Source organism: Kitasatospora sp. NPDC059571, from assembly GCF_042735675.1.
Taxonomy (GTDB): domain Bacteria; phylum Actinomycetota; class Actinomycetes; order Streptomycetales; family Streptomycetaceae; genus Kitasatospora.
In genome coordinates, this window is record NZ_JBHWBW010000128.1 from 1 (window position 1) to 18119 (window position 18119).

Sequence of the window (18119 nt, forward strand, 5' to 3'; positions counted from 1 at the left end):
ACCCCGCCGTGGGCGATGGTGCGCATGGAGAAGAATCTTACGGTCCGGGGGGCCCGCCCCACCGGCGCGGCCCGCGGGGGGGGCCCGGGGGCCGCCGGACGGACGGTCCGGCCGGTCCGGCCGCGGCCGGGCCGGTGGTGCCGGTTCGTCAGGAAGAACGACCGAGCGGCCCGGGGGAAACGGGTGGGTTCCGTGATCACCCGAATGCCTCCGCTGCTGCGAACGGGTGAATGTGACGGGCCGTTCGGTACCCGCCCGGCGGGGGCTCGTTGGGCCCGGTGCACGCCCTGTGCGCTTCCGTGCTGAGCCTGTGCGGCACGAAGACTGTGAAGAACGAGGAGACTCTTATGAGCGTCAAGAAGGCCGCCGCTGTCGGCGCCGCCGTTGTGGGCATCGTCGCTGCCGGTGCCGGCTCCGCGATGGCGAGCTCCGGCGCCGAGGGCGTCGCGGCCGGTTCCCCGGGTGTCGCCTCGGGCAACAGCATCCAGGTCCCGGTGCACGTCCCGGTCAACGTCTGCGGCAACTCGGTCGACGTCATCGGCCTGCTGAACCCGGCGTTCGGCAACTCCTGCGCGAACGTGGGCTGATCGGGCTCCTCCGCCTGACGCGCCGTTCGACGGTCGATTCCGCGACATCCGGGCCGCCGCCCCGTTCCCCCTCCTGGAACGCGGGCGGCGGCCCTGTCGCGTGCCCGCCGCCGGGTGCCCGCCCGCGGCGGAAGGTCCTGTCGCGGGCCTTGTTGCGTTACTTGTCAGTACCTAACATGTGAGCCGGGCTCATATTTTGCGGGTGTCCCGCCCCGCCGCCCTGCACCGCGCACCGCCCGTACCGCGCACACCCCGCACCGCACGCACCGCACTCCACCGCCGCCGGCCCCGCCGTGCGGCACCCCCACCCTCCCGAGGAGTTCGCGTGACCAGGTCATCCCTCTCCGGTGCCCTGCGATGTCGGCCGGCCGCCCTGCTGGCCGCCGCCGCACTCGCCGGAGCACTCGGTCTCGGCGGCGTCGAGGCCGCCGCACCCGCCCGGGCCGCCGACGCCGGCGCGACCGCCAGGCCCGCCGCGATCGTCGCCCTCGGCGACAGCGCCATCTCCGGCGAGGGCGCCGGCACCGACACCGGCGACGACTACCTGCCGGGCACCGACACCCCCGCCAACTACTGCCACCGCTCGGCGAAGTCGGAGATCTTCGTGACCGGCCTGCCCGGCGTCACCCCGATCGACCTCGCCTGCTCCGGCGCCCAGACCGGCGACCTGGTCAGCGACCCGGCCCTGGCGAAGATCACCGGCGGCGGCAGCGGCGACTTCGGCGAGCCCAAGCAGGACGTCCAACTGGCCGCCGCCGCCTCGCAGTACGACATCAAGATGGTGGTCGTCACGATCGGCGCCAACGACGACTTCGACTTCTCCGGCATCATGCTGTCCTGCCTCGGCCAGTACTTCCCGATCCCCAAGTCGCAGGGCTGCCGGGACACCATCGGCACCGCCGAGATCGCGCAGCGCGCCGAGCGGGTCAAGCCGAAGGTGGTGGCCGCGCTGACCAACGTCCGCAACACCATGCGGCGGGCGGGCTACGACGACTCCACCTACCAGCTGGTCTACCAGTCGTACTTCACCCCGATCACGCCCGACATCCGCCGCAACGACTACCTCGGCAAGATCGCGGACGGCTGCCCGGCCTTCCCCGAGGACCTCGCCTGGGGCCACAACCTGGTCGTCCCGGCCTTCAGCGACGCCCTGCGCCAGGCCGCCTCGCAGGTCCCCGGGGTGCGCTACCTCGACCAGCGGCGGGTCAGCTACGGCCACGAGGTCTGCGCGGAGTGGACCAGCTCGCCGTACGAGTACACCAACGGCGACGTCATCGACACCTCCGAGCGCACCCGCAACGGCTGCGACGCGGAGATCGGCATCCCCGGCGTGTGCATGAACATGGTCCGGCAGTCGTACCACCTGCGGGTGGCCGGCTACCGGGGCGAGGCGGTCTGCCTGGCGCAGTTCTACGCCCAGTCCGCCCTGCCGGAGGCGTTCTGCTCGCTGAACGCGAAGAACACCACCTCCATCACGCCGCTCACCCCGGGCCGCCCGTTCCCGGACGCGCCGGAGGACGGCTCCTGGTACCAGTTCACCAACGCCTCCGACGGCAAGGTGCTCGACCTCGCGGGCGGCGGCACCTACGGCGACTCGACCAACGGCCGGGCCGCGATCACCTATCCGGCCACCGGCGGGCTCAACCAGTCCTTCGTGCTGGAGGCCAAGGCCGGCGGCACCTTCGAGGTGGACTTCAGCGGCAACCGCGACATGTGCCTGGACGCCACCGGCGGCTCCACCGCCGTCGGCACCCGCATCGAGCAGTGGCGCTGCAACGGCGGCGGCAACCAGCGCTGGGTCTTCGTCCCGGCCGGCGACGGCCTGTACAAGATCGCCGACTCGCAGGACCGCGGCAAGGTGCTGGCCGCCACCGGTGACCTCGACGGCCAGGGCAACCGGCTGGTCGCCCTCGCGGCGGACACCGGCGCGAGAGCCCAGCTCTGGCGGCCGACCAAGCTGGGCATCGTCTACCTGCCCTGATCTGCGGGTCCGCAGCTAGAGGGGGTCGCCGGCCCCGGCGCCGAGCCGGGCGGCGATCCCCACCGGCAGCGGGTACGGCCGCTCCGCGGGGAGCAGGGCGGCCGTCCGCTCCCGGTGCACCCGGCGGGCCAGCCCGGTGACGTCCTCGATCCCGGTGATCCACTCGTCGGCGTACCGGGCCACCGCCTCGCCGCGCAGTCCCAGCTGCAGCGACCGCCACGGCATCGCCCGCAGCTGCAGGTCCCGCTCCGGGTCCCACTGGATGCGCACCGCACCCCGGCGCACGTCGCGCCGCCACGCGTCCCGGGATCGGTACCGCTCGGCGTCGTACCCGCTCGGCACCGCCCGGGCCAGCGCCCACTCGAAGCCCTCGCGCCGCACGGTGACCGCCAGCACCCGCTCCTGACCCGCCGCGCGCGCCCAGTCGCTGCGGTACATCATCCAGAGGAACGACGGCTTGACCCAGGTCATCCGGCCGCGGTCGAACGCCGCCGGGAACCGGCCGTGCTCGGCCGCCGGACCGGCGATCTCCGGGACGAACGCCTGGTAGAGCGTGACGGTGTCCTCGGTGTAGACGGCCCGGATCTGCCGCAGCGGAGTTCTCACGCCGCCCATGCTGCCGCCCGGCGTCCGCCGGGCCCAGCGGATTTCCGCCGCGACCCCCGATCGGCCCCCTGCGGATCGGGTAGTGTGGCGTCCCCAACGGGGCGACATGCGCCCCGCACGGCCCGAGGAGGTGGGACCGATCACCGCAGCAGCTGTCCCGGTGCTCTCCCCGGCCGTCCCGGTGGCCGCCCTCTCCTAGGCGGCCGCGAGAGCACCCTTCGGTATCCGAAAGGCTCTCATGTCCCCAGGTGTTCCCCCGCTCTCCCCGTCCGACGTGGTCCGTGCCCTGCGCGCCGCCGGCTGCGTCTTCGCCGAGGACGAGGCGGATCTGCTGCTCTCCTCGGCGCGCACCCCGGACGAGCTCGCCGCCATGGTCGGGCGCCGGGCCGCCGGCCTGCCGCTCGAACACGTCGTCGGCTGGGCCGACTTCTGCGGTCTGCGGGTGGCGGTGGACGAAGGCGTGTTCGTCCCGCGCCGGCGCACCGAGTTCCTCGTCCGGCAGGCGATCGCGCTCGCACCGCCGCACCCGGTGGTGCTCGACCTCTGCTGCGGCAGCGGCGCGCTGGGCGCCGCGCTGGCGGCGGCCCTGGACCCGGCCGAACTGCACGCCGCCGACGTCGAGCCGGCCGCCGTCCGGTGCGCCCGCCGCAACCTCGCCCGCTACGGCGGCACGGTCCACCAGGGCGACCTGTTCGCGCCGCTGCCCGAGGGGCTGCGCGGCCGGGTCGACCTGCTGGTCGCCAACACCCCGTACGTGCCGAGCGGTTCGGTCGGCCTGCTGCCGCCCGAGGCCCGCCTCCACGAGCCGCTGGTGGCGCTCGACGGCGGGGCGGACGGACTCGACGTGCAGCGCCGGGTGGCGGCCGGCGCCGGTGCCTGGCTGGCTCCCGGCGGGCACCTCCTCGTCGAGGCCGGGGAGTCCCAGGCTGCCCTTGCCGCGCGGGTGTTCAGGGAGGCCGGGATGTCCGTACGGGTGGTGGACAGCGAGGAGCTCTACGCCACGGTGGTGATCGGTACCCGCCCGCGCGGCTGATCCGGGCCGATGATCCGGGTCGACCGGTCCGAGGAGGGCGGCGGCCCGGGCGGTCAGCGCGGCGGCAGGTGCCCGGTGACCGCCTGCCACCGCTTGCGGACGGCCTCCAACTCCGCGCGGGCGAGCGAGGACCGGCCGTCCCGGCGGTGGCGGTCGAGCAGGTCCGCCAGCGCGGCACGGGCCTCGTCCGCGGCGGCGGTGTCGGCGCGGACCTCCGCCAACTCGTCCTCGGTGTCGTCGATCCGGCGCTGCTGCACACCGTCGAACCGCTCCGCGTAGCCGACCGCGCGCTCGATCCGGCCGGCGAACCGGCGGACCTCGTGCTCGTCGAACTGCTCCCGCGGGTACGCCTCGTCCCACGCCCGGCCGTGCGGGGAGCGCAGCCGCAGCTGCCAGCCCTCGCGGCCGGAGCGGACGGAGACCCGCAGGCCCGACAGCGGCAGCTCCCGGGACTCGGACGCCAGCACGTGTTCGAACAGGGTCAGGTCGCCCAGGGTGTCGATCTCCTCGCCGGAGCCGGGGTCGAGCAGCTCGGCCAGCCGCTCCTCGACGGCCCTGATCCGCTCCCGGTGCTCGGCCTCGCGGGTCTTGACCACCCGTTCGGCCCGGACGCGCTCGCGCCGCTCCGCCCGGACCTCGTCGCGGACCTTGCGCCGGGCCGCGGTGAGGTCGCCGCGCAGGGCGGCGTGCTCCTCGCCGAAGGCGTGGGCCCGCGCGCCGGGGTGCCGGTACCACCGCCAGCCGGCGGCGGCGCCGCCCGCGAGTACGGCCAGCAGGATCCATCCGACCGCCGCCATCCCCGCCCCTTTCGCAGAGCCGACGCCCACCAGATGCCCGGCTTCGCCCGTTCTGACACCTGATGATCGGACAGTCGGCCCGGCACGGCCGGTCCTCGGGCCTGCCGGAACCCGGCGGGGGAGCGGTCGGGCGGTTCTGCGCGGAGCCGGACGGCGCGGCGGATCAGGCGGATTCGGGCCGGCCGCCGAAGCGCTCGGTCCAGGCGGCCAGGTCCTCGTCGGTGATCTTGGCGAAGAGGACCGGCGGGACGGAGAACGCGGTGCCCGCCGGCACCAGGTCCAGTGCCCCGGCCCGGTCCGCGTCCACCCAGGTCGGGGTGGCCGCGGCGGCGTCCCGGTCGAGCGCGAAGGACGCACGGACGGCCTTCGCGGCGCCGGGGACGAACGGTTCGGAGACGACCGCGTAGAGGTAGATCAGGTTCATCGCCGTGCGCAGGGTGAGCGCGGCGGCCTCCGGGTCGGTCCTCACCTGGAGCCACGGCGCCTTCTCGTCGAGGTACGCGTTGCCCGCGCTCCACAGTGCCCGCAGGCTCCGGGCGGCCTTGCGGAAGTTCAGTGCGTCCAGGTTGCCCTCGTACTCGGCCAGCAGTCCGGCGACCTGCGCGCCGAGGCGCTGCTCGGCCTCCCCGGCGGCACCGCCGGCCGGGACGGCGTCGCCGAAGCGCTTGCGGCTGAACGAGAGCACGCGGTTGACGAAGTTGCCGAAGGTGTCGGCCAGGTCCTTGTTGACCACGGAGGCGAACAGGTCCCAGGTGAAGCTGGAGTCGTCCGACTCGGGGGCGTGCGCCATCAGGAAGTAGCGCCAGTAGTCGGCGGGCAGCAGCTCCAGCGCGACGTCGGTGAAGACGCCCAGCCTCTGGCTGGTGGAGAACTTGCCCCCGTAGTACGTCAGCCAGTTGAACGCCTTGACGTAGTCGACCTTCTTCCACGGCCGGCGTGAGCCGAGGATCGTGGCGGGGAACATCACGGTGTGGAACGGGACGTTGTCCTTGGCCATGAACTCCGTGTAGCGGACGGTGTCGTCGGCCTCGTACCACCAGGACTTCCAGTCGCGGACCTCGCCGGCCGCGGCCGCGTCGGCCCACTCCTTGGTGGCGCCGATGTACTCGATCGGGGCGTCGAACCAGACGTAGAAAACCTTGCCCGCCGCGGCCAGCTCCGGCCACACATCGGCGGGCACCGGGACACCCCACTCCAGATCACGGGTGATCGAGCGGTCCTGCAGGCCCTCGGTCAGCCACTTCCGGGCGATCGAGGAGGCGAGGACGGGCCAGTTGTCGCCGGTGGCGGCGATCCACGCCTCGACCTCGTCGGTCAGCCTCGACTGGAGCAGGAACAGGTGCTCGGTCTCCCGGACCTCCAGGTCGGAGCTGCCGCTGATCGCGGAGCGCGGTTCGAGCAGATCGGTCGGGTCCAGGACGCGGGTGCAGTTCTCGCACTGGTCGCCGCGGGCCCGGTCGTACCCGCAGTGCGGGCAGGTGCCGACGATGTACCGGTCCGGCAGGAAGCGCCCGTCGGTGACGGAGTACACCTGGCGGATCGCCCGTTCCTCGATGAAACCGTTGGCGTGCAGCTCGCGGGCGATCTCCTGGGTGATCTCCCGGTTCTGCGGCGAGGAGCTGCGGCCGAAGAAGTCGAAGGACAGCTCGAAGCCCTCGTAGACCGCCCTCTGCCGGTCGTGCGCCCGGGCGCAGAACTCGGCGACCGGCAGCCCCGCCTCCTGGGCGGCCAGCTCGGCGGGCGTGCCGTGCTCGTCGGTGGCGCAGATGTACAGCACCTCGTGGCCGCGCAGCCGCAGGTAGCGGGCGTACACGTCCGCCGGGAGCATCGACCCGACCATGTTGCCCAGGTGCTTGATCCCGTTGATGTACGGAAGCGCGCTGGTGATCAGGTGCCGAGTCATCCCGGGACTCCCGTGCTCTCCGGCGGGCACCGCCCGGACGCCCGCGGGCCCTGCCTCCACGATCCTAGCCGCCGGGGACCGCCGCCCCCCGGGGGGGGGCGGCCCCCGGCCGGTGAGCCGTCTGGCGGCGTCAGCTCTTCTTGGCGCGCGACGCGGTGCGGCCGCGCTCCTTGGCGTCCAGGACGACCTTGCGGATGCGCACGGTCTCCGGGGTCACCTCGATGCACTCGTCCTCGCGGCAGAACTCCAGCGACTGCTCCAGCGAGAGCTTGCGCGGCGGGACGATCGACTCGGCGACGTCGGCGTTCGACGACCGCATGTTGGTGAGCTTCTTCTCCTTGGTGATGTTCACGTCCATGTCGTCGGAGCGCGAGTTCTCACCGACGATCATGCCCTCGTACACCTCGGTGCCCGGCTCGCAGAAGAGCACGCCGCGCTCCTGCAGGTTGGTCATCGCGAAGGCGGTGACTACGCCGGAGCGGTCGGCGACCAGCGAGCCGTTGTTGCGGGTGGTCAGGGTGCCGAACCACGGCTCGTAGCCCTCGTGGATCGAGTGCGCGATACCGGTGCCGCGGGTGTTGGTCAGGAACTCCGTGCGGAAGCCGATCAGACCGCGGGAGGGCACCACGAACTCCATGCGGACCCAGCCCGAGCCGTGGTTGGACATGTTGTCCATCCGGCCCTTGCGGATGCCCATGAGCTGGGTGACGGCACCCATGTGCTCCTCGGGGACGTCCACGGTCAGGCGCTCGACCGGCTCGTGGGTCTTGCCGTTGACCTCGCGGGTGACCACCTGCGGCTTGCCGACGGTCAGCTCGAAGCCCTCGCGGCGCATGGTCTCGATCAGGATGGCCAGCGCCAGCTCACCGCGGCCCTGCACCTCCCAGGCGTCCGGGCGCTCGGTGTCCAGGACGCGGAGCGACACGTTGCCGATGAGCTCGCGGTCCAGGCGGTCCTTCACCTGGCGGGCGGTGACCTTGCGGTCGACCTTGGCGCCGGACTTGGCGTCCGCGCCCTTGCCGCTGCCGCCCTTGCCGACCAGCGGCGAGGTGTTGGTGCCGATGGTCATCGAGATGGCCGGCTCGTCCACCGTGATCAGCGGCAGCGCGATCGGGTTCTCGGTGTCGGCCAGGGTCTCGCCGATCATGATGTCGGAGATGCCGGCGACCGCGCAGATGTCGCCCGGGCCCGCCACCTCGGCCGGCTTGCGGGTGAGCGCCTCGGTCATCAGCAGCTCGGAGATGCGCACGTTCTGGATCGAGCCGTCGCGCTTGATCCAGGCCACGGTCTGGCCCTTGCGCAGCTCGCCCTGCTCGACGCGGAGCAGCGCGATGCGGCCGAGGAAGTTGTCGGCGTCCAGGTTGGTGACGTGGGCCTGCAGCGGGGCGTCCTCGTCGAAGGTCGGCGCCGGGACGTGCTCCAGGATGGTGGAGAAGAACGGCTCCAGGCTGGTGGAGTCGGCCGGGACGGTGCCGTTCTCCGGCTTGGTCAGCGAGGCGACGCCGTCACGGGCACAGGCGTAGACGATCGGGAACTCGATCTGGTCCTCGTCCGCGTCCAGGTCGAGGAAGAGGTCGTAGGTCTCGTTGATGACCTCGTCGATCCGGGCGTCCGGGCGGTCCGTCTTGTTGATGCAGAGGATGACGGGCAGGCGCGCGGTGAGCGCCTTGCGGAGCACGAAGCGGGTCTGCGGCAGCGGGCCCTCGGAGGCGTCGACCAGCAGCACGACCGCGTCCACCATCGACAGGCCGCGCTCGACCTCGCCACCGAAGTCGGCGTGGCCCGGGGTGTCGATGATGTTGATGGTGATCGGCGCGCCACCGTCCTTGGGGTGGTACTTGACCGCGGTGTTCTTCGCGAGAATGGTGATGCCCTTCTCGCGCTCCAGGTCGTTCGAGTCCATCATGCGGTCGTCGAGGTGCTGGTGGGCGGCGAAGGCGCCGGCCTGCTTCAGCATGGCGTCGACCAGGGTGGTCTTGCCGTGGTCGACGTGGGCGACGATGGCGACGTTACGGATGTCGTTGCGCGTGGGCATGCGGAGCGGAATCTCCCGGTTCGTGGGTTTCGGCGCCCGGCTGCGTGACGCCGACTTGCGATCCCTGTCGATCGCCGCCGCCCGTTCCCGCCTGCTACTACCGGTCCACCCGCCGGGCACACCATGCCACGGCTCTTCCTATGGTACGGGGAAGCGCCCCCGGAGGCCGAAACGGCGGATGGCACCGCGTGCAAGATCACAACTGGGCCACGGATCGCCCGTACCCGTACGGAATGCGCCACCCTGCTGCGATGACAAGATCATCGACCTCCGATCCCGCCCGCGCCCGGCGCCGGCTGCTGCCGACGTGCCTCGTCCTCCTCGTCGGACTCGCCCTGCTGCAGGGCGGCGACGGCCGGGCGTTCCGACCGCTGCTCGAAGGGGTCTGGGCCGGCCTCGGCGCCCTGCTCGGCCTGCAGAGCGCCCACCTCGCCGCCCTGCTCACCGGCCGGCTCGCGGGCGCCCCGGTCACCGCGGTGCTCGGCTTCGGCCCGCGGCTGGCCGAGTTCACCGTCGGCCCGATCACGCTGTCCGTACGCCGGGTGCTGATCCCGTTCCTGTGCATCGAGCGGGTGCCGGTGGCCGGCCCCGCGCTGCGGCCCCGGCTCTGGCTGGCGACCCTGCTGGCCTCCGCCGTCCAGATCGCGCTCGGCGTCTGGCTGATCACCCTGCCCTCACCGGGCCGCTCGCTCGCCTTCGGCGTGCTCTTCCTGGCGGTCGTTTCGCTGGTCGCCGTCTGGCAGCCGATGTCGGCGGGCTGGATGCTGCTGCGCATGCCGTTCCTGCCGAGGGCGACCGCCGACGGCCTGGCGCTGGGCGCGGACGGCATCGCCGCGGTGCGGGCCCACGTCCGGGGCGACCTGGCGAAGGCCGAGGCGGCCCTGGGGCCGCTCGCCGCGGACCGGGTGCCCGGCGGCCAGGAGTACCTGCTGCGGGCCGGCATCGCCGAGGCCCGCGGCCGGTACGAGGAGAGTGCGACGCTCGCCCGCGCCGCGGCGTCCGCCGTGGTGGGCCGGGCCCGCACCGCGCAGGCCCACCTCCAGCTCGCCGGGGCCTTCGTCGGCGCCGCCGAGACCGGTGAGCTGCCGCCGGCCGGCTACCTGCCGCAGCTGGAACAGGCCGTCGCGGCCGCCGGCGCCGCGTTCCCCGCGCTGCTGCGCCACTCCCCCGCCCCGGCCTGGCTGGCCCTGCTGAACGGCGAGCGCGAGGAGGCCCTCTCGCTGGCCCGGCGGGCGGCCGGCCAGGCCACCGGGCCGCTCGCCCGGGCGCAGGCCGAGTGCGCGCTCGCGGCGGCGCTCGCCGGGGTCGGCCGGACGGACGAGGCCCGGCAGGCCGTCGGCCGGGCCCGGGCGCTCTGCCCGGAGCTCGCCCGGATCGCCGCGGTGGAGGGACGGATCGGCCTGCTGACGGTGGAGCCGGCCGGCTGATCCCGGCCGGCCCCCGTCACGTCGTCCGGAACCCGACGTCCTGGTAGCGGGGCGTCTCGAAGCCGTACACCCCGGCGCCGGCCACGCCGTTGCGGACGGCGACCAGGTCGGGCCGGCGGTAGAGCGGCACCACGTCGGCCAGCTGCCACAGCCGGGCGTCCGCCTGCTGGAGCAGCGAGGTGCGGGCGGCCGGGTCGAGCTCGGCGGCGGCCCGGTCCAGCAGGCGGTCGATCTCGGCGGTGCCGGTCCCCGCGTAGTTGCGGCCGAGCACCGGCACGCCGTCCGGCCCGGGCTGCGGCTTGGCGTACAGCGGCCGGGCGTCGGCCGGGAACGCGCTGACCGGCCAGGAGAACAGCGCCAGGTCGAAGTCGCCCTTGGCGAGGTGGTCGGTGACGAAGGCGTCGGCCGGAACCGCCCGGAGGGTGACCGCGATGCCGGCCGCGGTGAGCTCCCCGGTGATCGCGTCGGCGGTGCGCCGGGCGGTGGCGGAGCCGTCCGGGACGAGCAGGGCCAGCGCGAGCGGCTTGCCGTCCTTGCTGCGCTTGCCGTCCGCGGCCTTCCAGCCGGCCCGGTCGAGCAGGGTCGCGGGACTGTCGGTGCCGAGCGCGCCGCTGTTGTCGCGGTAGCCGTCCTGCCCGGTCAGCAGCAGGTGGTTGCCGAGCGGGACGGCGCCGAGGCCGAGCGGTCCGAGAGCGGCGGTGGCGACCTGCTGGCGGTCGACCGCACGGGCGACCGCCTGGCGGACGGCCGGGTCGGCCAGCGGGCCCTTCGCCGCATTGAGGGTGAGCTGGGTGAAGGCGGCGTCCGGCGCCCGGTGCACGGTGAGGCCGGGCAGGGCCTCGGCCCGCTTCAGGGCCGCCGCGCTGGCCTCGGCGAGGGCGGCGGCGTCCGGCGGGGCGGCGGCGCCCGCGCCGTCGGCGGTGGCCCGGTCGACGGAGGTGGTGAGCCCGGCGATGTCGAGGGTGTTGTGGTCGAGGGCGTCGATCCGCCCGGCCGCCGGGACGGCGGTGAAGTCGATGCCGTCGGCCTTGGCCCGCTCGCCCCACCAGCGGGGGTTGCGGGCGAGCGTGGCGTGGCCGGCGTCGCGGTCGTAACCGGCGAGCGTGAACGGCCCGGCCGAGGTGCGGAAGGACCCGTCCAGCGGCTGGTTGAAGGTGTCCGCGGCGGACGTCCTGGCGGCCGGGTAGAGCGGGCTGAACAGCGACCGCCAGTCGGCGTACGGCTGTTTGAAGACCACCTTGACCTCGTGCGGGCCGCTGCCCTGGGCGACCGAGGCGATGGCGTCGTACCCGGCCGGCCGGGTGCTGCGGAAGGCCGGGTCGGCGCCGGACAGCGCCTTCCACTGGGCGGCGAAGTCGGCCGCGGACAGCGGCGAGCCGTCGCTCCAGACCGCGGCCGGGTTCAGCCGGTAGGTGACGGTCTGCGGGCTGTGGCCGGCCGGGGTGGAGTCGGCGCCGGCCAGGTAGTCGGGGTCGGGGGCGACCCGGCCGCGGTCGTCCACCCGGAACAGGCCGGGCAGCAGCGCGCGGGCGATCAGCGCGGAGTCGGCGGTCGCGTCCGGCTGGTAGACGTTCAGGGTGGCTGGGACGGCGTCCACCGCCCAGCGCACCGTACCGCCGTCCCGGGTCTGCGCCCGGTCGGCGGCGGTGATGTCGGACAGGGGCGGTCCGGCCGCCGCTCCGCCGCCGCCGGTGCAGCCGCCGAGGGCGGCGGCCAGGCACAGCGCGGCGGCCGCGACGACGAACTGGTTGGCGCGCATGCGCTCCTCCGGCAGCTAGTCGGCCGACCCGAGGGAGTCCGGGTTTGCCGACCACTGAAAGCCATCGGGAGCACCGCCCCGGGGCGACACGGCGCCCGGGCGGGCAGATCCACCCGGGCGGCCCAGCGGGCGGTGTCAGAGCGCCAGTTCGAACCAGACGATCTTGCCCTTCGGGGTCCGGCGGCTGCCCCAGCGCTCGGCGAGCAGGCTGACCAGCTGGAGACCGCGGCCGCCCTCGTCGGTCTCCTGCGCGCGCCGTTGGCGGGGCTGCGCGTACCCGTCGTCCCAGACCTCGCAGACCACCGTCCGGTCGCGCAGCAGCCGCAGCCGGATCTCGCCGCGGCCGTGTCGCAGGGCGTTCGTGACCAGCTCGCTGACCAGCAGCTCGGTGGTGTCGACCAGCTCGTCCAGGCCGCGGCCGATCAGCCAGTCGCAGGCGCTCTCGCGGGCCCGGCCGACCGAGGTCGGCTCCGGCGGCAGCCTCCAGTCGCCGACCGAGTCCTGGGGCAGGGCCTCGACCTTGGCCATGAGGAGTGCGATGTCGTCCTCGCCGTGGTGCGGGATCAGCTCGTCCAGCACCTCGTCGCAGAGCTGCTCCAGCTGCTTGGAGCCGTTGGTCAGCGCGGTGCGGAAGGCCCGCAGGCCCTCGTCCAGCTGGTGCTTGCGGGACTCCACCAGGCCGTCGGTGTACAGGCCGAGCACGGCGCCGTCCGGCAGGGTGAACTCGACCTCCTCGAAGGGCTCGCCGCCGACGCCCAGCGGCAGGCCGGGCGGCACGTCGAGCATCACGGCCGGCTCGCCGGGACAGAGCAGTGCGGGCGGCAGGTGGCCGGCGCTGGCGATGATGCAGCGCTGGGTCACCGCGTCGTACACCGCGTAGACGCAGGTGGCGAGGTAGACCTCGACGCTCTCGGTGCCGGGCTGGCCGGTCGCGTCCTCCGAGCCGCCGAGGCCGCGGGCGATCTCGTCCAGCGCGCCGAGCACCTCGGCGGGGTCGAGGTCGAGCATGGCCAGGGTGCGGACGGCGGTTCTGAGCTGGCCCATCGCCACGGCGGCGCGCAGGCCGCGGCCCATCACGTCGCCGATCACCAGGGCGGTGCGGCTGCCGGGCAGCGGGATCACGTCGAACCAGTCGCCGCCGACCTCGGTGTTGTTGTTGCTGGGCAGGTAGCGGCGGGCGATCTCCAGGCCGGTCGCCTCCGGCTTGCCGGGCGGCAGCAGGCTGCGCTGGAGGATCAGCGCGCGCTCGTGCTCGCGCCGGTACAGCCGGGCGTTGTCGACGCAGACGGCGGCGCGGGCCACCAGCTCCTCGGCGATCGCCACGTCGCGGGCGTCGAACGGCTCGGAGCCGATCGCCCGGGAGAGCTGGACGAGGCCGAGCACCTGGTCGCGGGCGACCAGCGGGACGACCAGGGTGGAGCGCAGCAGCGGGTCGGGTCCGGGCTGCGGGACGACGCTGCGGCCGGTGCGCAGGGCGCGGGCGTGCGGCGAGCGCGGCGGGTAGCAGAGCGTGCCGCCGGCCTCGGCGACCGGGACGGCCACCAGGCCGCCCTCGCTGCCGAGCACCGAGGAGGCGCCGCCGACGACGCTGGAGACGGCGACCCGGCGCAGTTCGCCGGAGCCGTCCAGGACGCCGGGGATGCCGGAGATCGGGCCGGAGTCGCCGGAGAGCAGCGCGGTGTACAGGTCGACGGTGGCGACGTCGCAGAACTGCGGGACGATCACGTCCAGCAGCTCCTTGGCGGTGGTCTCCAGGTCGAGGGTGGAGCCGATGTGGGTGGAGGCCTCGTTCAGCAGGGCGAGGCTGCGGCGCACTCCGGCGGCCTCGCGTTCGGCGACGTGCCGGCTGGTGACGTCCTGGACCTGGCCGGCGACGCCGATCGGGGCGCCGCCCGGGCCGGTGAGCCGGAAAAGCGAGAGCGACCAGCGGCGGTGGCCCTCGCGGCCGGGGACGGCCGGCCCGCCGCCGCTGAAGCGCAGGTCGAGGATGGGTTCGCCCCCGGTGAGCACCTTGCGCAGGGCGACCATCAGCCGGTCGGCCTCGGCGGGCGGGAACAGCTCGGCGGGCTGGCGGCCGTCGAGGGCCTCGGCGGGGCGTCCGACGCTGGCGGCGAAGGCCTCGTTGACCCGGCGCAGGCGCAGGTCGAGGTCGAAGAGGAAGAAGCCGGTGGGCGTCTGGCCGAAGACCGCCTCGGAGGCGGCCAGGTCGGTCTCCAGGGTGCGCAGCCGGCCGACGTCGACGGCGAGGCAGGTGGCGCCGGGTGCGGTGTCGCCCTCGGCGGGCATCACGTAGACCTCGGCAAGGCCCTCGGCGCCGCGGACGTCGCGGTAGGGGGCGGTGCCGATCCACTCCTCGCCGGCGAGGATGCGCTCCAGCCGGGCCCGGCCGCGCTGCCAGAGCTCGCGGGGGACGAAAGCGGTGATCGGGTCGGCCCCGACGGCCTCGGCGGCGGGGACGCCGAAGAACTCGGCAGCGCGGTTGCTCCACTGGCTGATCCGGCCGTCCGGGCCGATCGCGAAGGTCGCGACCCGGATGTAGTCGTAGATCGAGCCGGGCCGGCCGTGGCGGTGGCCGCCGAGGGCGTGCGGGACGTCCTCGGCGTGCGGAGCGCCCGGTTGCCCGGGCACGGCGGCATGACCGCTGCTGCTCGGCGCCTGTGGCGCCGGAGTGCTGTTCAACGGACCGACCCCTCCAACCCGTGCCCATCCGGATGTCGAGAAGACCGAGTATTCATCATCCGGGTGCGGGCGCACACGCCCCGAGCGTCACAACATCGAATCGGGGAGGCCCGCCCGGTGCTCCTTACCCGGCCGCCGCTGTTCGAACCGGACCGTTCTGCACGGATCGGAATGACGGGTCGGGAGCCGTGCGGAATTCCGGCTCCGTCGTGCACGGATCCGGCAGGATCGGGCCGATTCGGCGGTTCTAAACCGCCTACGGATTCGGGAATTTCATCATATGACCGATCATCAGCGCCAGTCCCCGGCTGGGGCTGTCCGGACCTGTCCCGACGGCGGCTCCGACCCCGCCCGCGGCCGCCCGTCGGGGCACCCGGCGGACGGGTCGGCCGGGCCCGCTTCCGGACCCCTGCGCCGTCGGCGCCGCCCAGCCCTCGGACACCCTTGCGACCCTGGGTGACACCCCGGTGCCGCAGCGGTGTCGCCGGGACGTCGCGAACGTGGCGGATCCGGGACAGAACGTACACACGGCCCGGGCGCCGGAGCCGCGCTAGTCGAACCAGTCGGGCTCGGTCTCCTCGAGCGGCAGCTCGAACCAGACCACCTTGCCCATGCCCTCGGCACGGGCGCCCCAGCGCAGTGCCAGCCGGCCGACCAGCTCCAGGCCGCGGCCGCCCTCGTCCGCCTCGGCGGCGTGCCGCTCCCGCGGCGGGTCGGGCAGCGGGTCGCTGATCTCCACGAGCAGCGTCTCGCCGAGCGTGAGCCGGACGCCGATCGGCGCGCTGGCGTACCGGACGGAGTTCGTCACCAGCTCGCTGACCAGCAGCTCCGCGGTGTCGGTGAGGTGCTCCACGCTCCAGTCGGCGAGGGTGGCGCGCACCAGGCGGCGGGCCCGGGAGACCGCGGTGGGCTCGGCCGGGAGGGTCCAGCCCGCCGTCGGCGTCCCCACCTCGCCGTGGCTGAGGCGGGCCAGCAGCAGCGCGACGTCGTCCGGCTCGCGGCCCTGCTCCATGGTGTCGAGCACGGCCTCGCAGGCCTGCTGGATGGAGGCGTACGGCTGTTCGAGCACCGCGATCAGGCGGCCGAGGCCGACGTCGAGGTCCTTGTCCCGGGACTCCACCAGGCCGTCGGTGCACAGCGCCAGCAGGCTGCCCTCGGGGATCTCCAGCTGGATCGACTCGAAGGGGACGCCGCCGACGCCGAGCGGCGCACCCGAGGGCAGGTCCAGCACCTGGCCGACCCCGCCGGGCAGCGGGCCGCCGGCCGTCGGCCGCGAGCCGTCGCCGTCCTTGGGCACCACCAGCACGGGCGGGATGTGCCCGGCCTTGGTCACGGTCAGCCGCCGGCGGCCCGGGTCGTAGACCGCGTACACGCAGGTGGCCAGGAGCGCCTCGTCCGGTCCCTGGGCCAGGTCGTCGGCGAGTTCGTGGACGTGCCGCAGCAGGATGTCCGGCGGCAGGTCGAGGGCGGCCAGTACCCGTACCGCGGTCCGCAGCCGGCCCATCGTGGCGGCGGCCCGCAGGCCGTGGCCCATCACGTCGCCGACCACCAGCGCGGTGCGGTCGCCGGGCAGCGGGATCACGTCGAACCAGTCGCCGCCGACCTCGGTGCCGCTGCTGCCGGGGACGTAGCGGTAGGCGACCTCGACGCCGGCCGGCTGCGGGACCTGCTGGGGCAGCAGGGTGCGCTGGAGGGTGAGGGCGGCGGTGCGCTCGCGGGCGTACAGCCGGGCGTTGTCGAGCGAGCTGCCGGCCCGGTCCGCGAGCTCGACCGCGAAGGCCAGGTCGTCGCGGTCGAAGCCCTCGCGGTAGCCGGCCCGGCTGACCACCAGCAGGCCGATGACGATCCCGCGGGCGCGCAGCGGCACGACCAGCCGGGAGTGCACGCCGAGGTCCTGCGCGGCCTGCACCTTGGGGTCGCCGGGGTAGCTGAGGTCGGCCAGTTCGTCCTTGCCGCTGAGCAGCTCCGGGATGCCGGTGCGCAGCACCCGGCCGAAGGCGGACTCCTCGCTGAAGGTGATCCGGGCGCCGCGGCGGAGCATCGTCTCGACCTCGGGCCCGTCCTGGACGGAGGCGGTGCCGAGCTGGAGCAGCGAGGTCCGCCGGTCGTGGCCGTGCCGGGGCAGGTCGTCGCCGTGGGCGACGGCCTGGAGCAGGATGACGGCGGAGTAGTCGGCGAGCCGGGGGATGACGGCCCCGGCGAGTTCCTGGGCGATCCGCGAGGCGTCGAGCAGGTCGCCGACCCGGGAGCCGAACTCGTTGAGGAGGGAGAGCCGGCGGCGGGCGTGCTCGACCTTGGAGACGGCGCGGTACCGCTCGGTGACGTCCATGACGGTGCCGGAGATGCCGAGGATCCGGCCGGCCCGGTCGGTCATCCGGCTGTAGGAGATCGACCGGAACCCGGAGCGGGCGGTGACCGGGGCGGCCAGGGTCACGTCGATCACCGGCTCGCCGGTGGCCAGGACCTGGCGCTGGATGGCGGTGATCTCGTCGGCGGCCCGCTCGGGGAGGGTCTCCCCCGTGGTCCGGCCGACGTGGTCCTCCATGGGCACGCCGTTCATCTCGGCGAGCGTGCGGTTGACCGCGGTGTAGCGCAGGTCGGTGTCGAGGATCGCGATGCCGAGCGGGGACTGCTCGAACAGGGCGTCGCGGACGGCGAGGTCGCGCTCGACGGCGGCGACCGTCCCGGCGTCGGCGATGGCGGCCTGCAGGAAGGGCGTGCCGTCGCCGTCGACGAGCAGGGAGATCCGCACCTCCAGGACGACGTTGACGCCCTCGCGGTCGTTGAGCCGGGTGATGCCGTGCCAGCTGCCGTTGCGCAGGGTCTCCCGGATCGCCCGGTCGGCCTGGCCGACCAGCTCGGGGTCGGTGATCAGCCGGTCGATCCGGCGGCCGACGAGGACCTCGCTGGGCCAGCCGAGCATCTCCTCCGCGGCCGGGCTCCACAGCACCACCCGGCCGGAGGTGTCGAGGATCGCGATGGCGACCTTGACCACGTCGAAGAGGCTGCCGCGGGCCGGCTCCGCGCTCTTGGCGCCGGCCGTCGGGGTGCCGGGGTAGGGCAGGACCGGGCGGCTGCGCGGGGAGGCGGTCGGCGTCTGGGCGGGCCGCGGCCGCGGCTCGGGACGGCCGGCGGCTGCGCGGGCCGGGTCGGGGGCGCGGCGCGCCCCGTGCAGGGCCGTGACGGCGAGGGTGTCCGACTCGGTGGCGCCCCCGGTGTGCCCGAGCTCGCGGGGGGGGGCGCCGGGCGGGGCCGCCCGCGCCTGGTTGATCACCGCGAGCACCTGGTTCGCCGCCGCGTCCAGTCCGGTAC

Annotated in this window: 11 protein-coding genes; 4 read left to right on the forward strand and 7 right to left on the reverse strand. The window is 74.3% G+C overall.

Annotated elements, in window-relative coordinates:
• Positions 1 to 347 precede the first annotated feature (347 nt).
• Entirely contained in the window at positions 348 to 587 is a 240-nt protein-coding gene (locus ACFV0G_RS16885; RefSeq protein ID WP_380547422.1) for a chaplin, read from the forward strand.
• Positions 588 to 912: 325 nt separating this feature from the next.
• Positions 913 to 2568, forward strand: coding sequence for an RICIN domain-containing protein (locus tag ACFV0G_RS16890; protein ID WP_380547425.1), 1656 nt, complete (start codon positions 913 to 915; stop codon positions 2566 to 2568).
• 15 nt (positions 2569 to 2583) lie between these two features.
• On the opposite strand, the gene ACFV0G_RS16895 is transcribed toward ACFV0G_RS16890, so the two are convergent.
• Positions 2584 to 3183, reverse strand: a complete 600-nt coding sequence (locus ACFV0G_RS16895; RefSeq protein ID WP_380547428.1) for a DUF4291 domain-containing protein — start codon at positions 3181 to 3183, stop codon at positions 2584 to 2586.
• Positions 3184 to 3412: 229 nt separating this feature from the next.
• Between ACFV0G_RS16895 and ACFV0G_RS16900 the strand changes: the two genes are divergently transcribed.
• Positions 3413 to 4207 (forward strand): putative protein N(5)-glutamine methyltransferase, encoded by a 795-nt coding sequence (locus tag ACFV0G_RS16900; RefSeq protein ID WP_380547431.1) that lies wholly within the window; start codon positions 3413 to 3415, stop codon positions 4205 to 4207.
• A gap of 53 nt (positions 4208 to 4260) precedes the next feature.
• Here ACFV0G_RS16900 and ACFV0G_RS16905 read toward each other — a convergent pair whose 3' ends face one another.
• From ACFV0G_RS16905 to typA, 3 genes are all read right to left on the reverse strand, one after another.
• On the reverse strand, positions 4261 to 5004 hold the full coding sequence (locus ACFV0G_RS16905) for a hypothetical protein (RefSeq protein ID WP_380547434.1): 744 nt from the start codon (positions 5002 to 5004) through the stop codon (positions 4261 to 4263).
• Positions 5005 to 5167: 163 nt separating this feature from the next.
• Positions 5168 to 6907 carry a methionine--tRNA ligase gene (metG, locus tag ACFV0G_RS16910; RefSeq protein ID WP_380547437.1) on the reverse strand — a complete coding sequence of 580 codons (1740 nt, stop codon included), beginning with the start codon at positions 6905 to 6907 and terminating at the stop codon, positions 5168 to 5170.
• A gap of 130 nt (positions 6908 to 7037) precedes the next feature.
• Entirely contained in the window at positions 7038 to 8942 is a 1905-nt protein-coding gene (gene typA, locus ACFV0G_RS16915) for a translational GTPase TypA (RefSeq protein ID WP_380547440.1), read from the reverse strand.
• Positions 8943 to 9193: 251 nt separating this feature from the next.
• On the opposite strand from typA, the gene ACFV0G_RS16920 reads away from it, so the two are divergent.
• Positions 9194 to 10369 (forward strand): hypothetical protein, encoded by a 1176-nt coding sequence (locus tag ACFV0G_RS16920; RefSeq protein ID WP_380547443.1) that lies wholly within the window; start codon positions 9194 to 9196, stop codon positions 10367 to 10369.
• A gap of 16 nt (positions 10370 to 10385) precedes the next feature.
• Here the strand turns inward: ACFV0G_RS16920 and ACFV0G_RS16925 are convergent, their stop codons facing one another.
• From ACFV0G_RS16925 to ACFV0G_RS16935, 3 genes are all read right to left on the reverse strand, one after another.
• Positions 10386 to 12128 carry an ABC transporter family substrate-binding protein gene (locus ACFV0G_RS16925; RefSeq protein WP_380547446.1) on the reverse strand — a complete coding sequence of 581 codons (1743 nt, stop codon included), beginning with the start codon at positions 12126 to 12128 and terminating at the stop codon, positions 10386 to 10388.
• Between the two features lie 135 nt (positions 12129 to 12263).
• Complete coding sequence (locus tag ACFV0G_RS16930) at positions 12264 to 14756, reverse strand: SpoIIE family protein phosphatase (protein WP_380547449.1); 2493 nt, start codon at positions 14754 to 14756, stop codon at positions 12264 to 12266.
• A gap of 601 nt (positions 14757 to 15357) precedes the next feature.
• On the reverse strand, positions 15358 to 18119 hold a 2762-nt coding region (locus ACFV0G_RS16935; protein WP_380547452.1), incomplete at its 5' end, for a SpoIIE family protein phosphatase.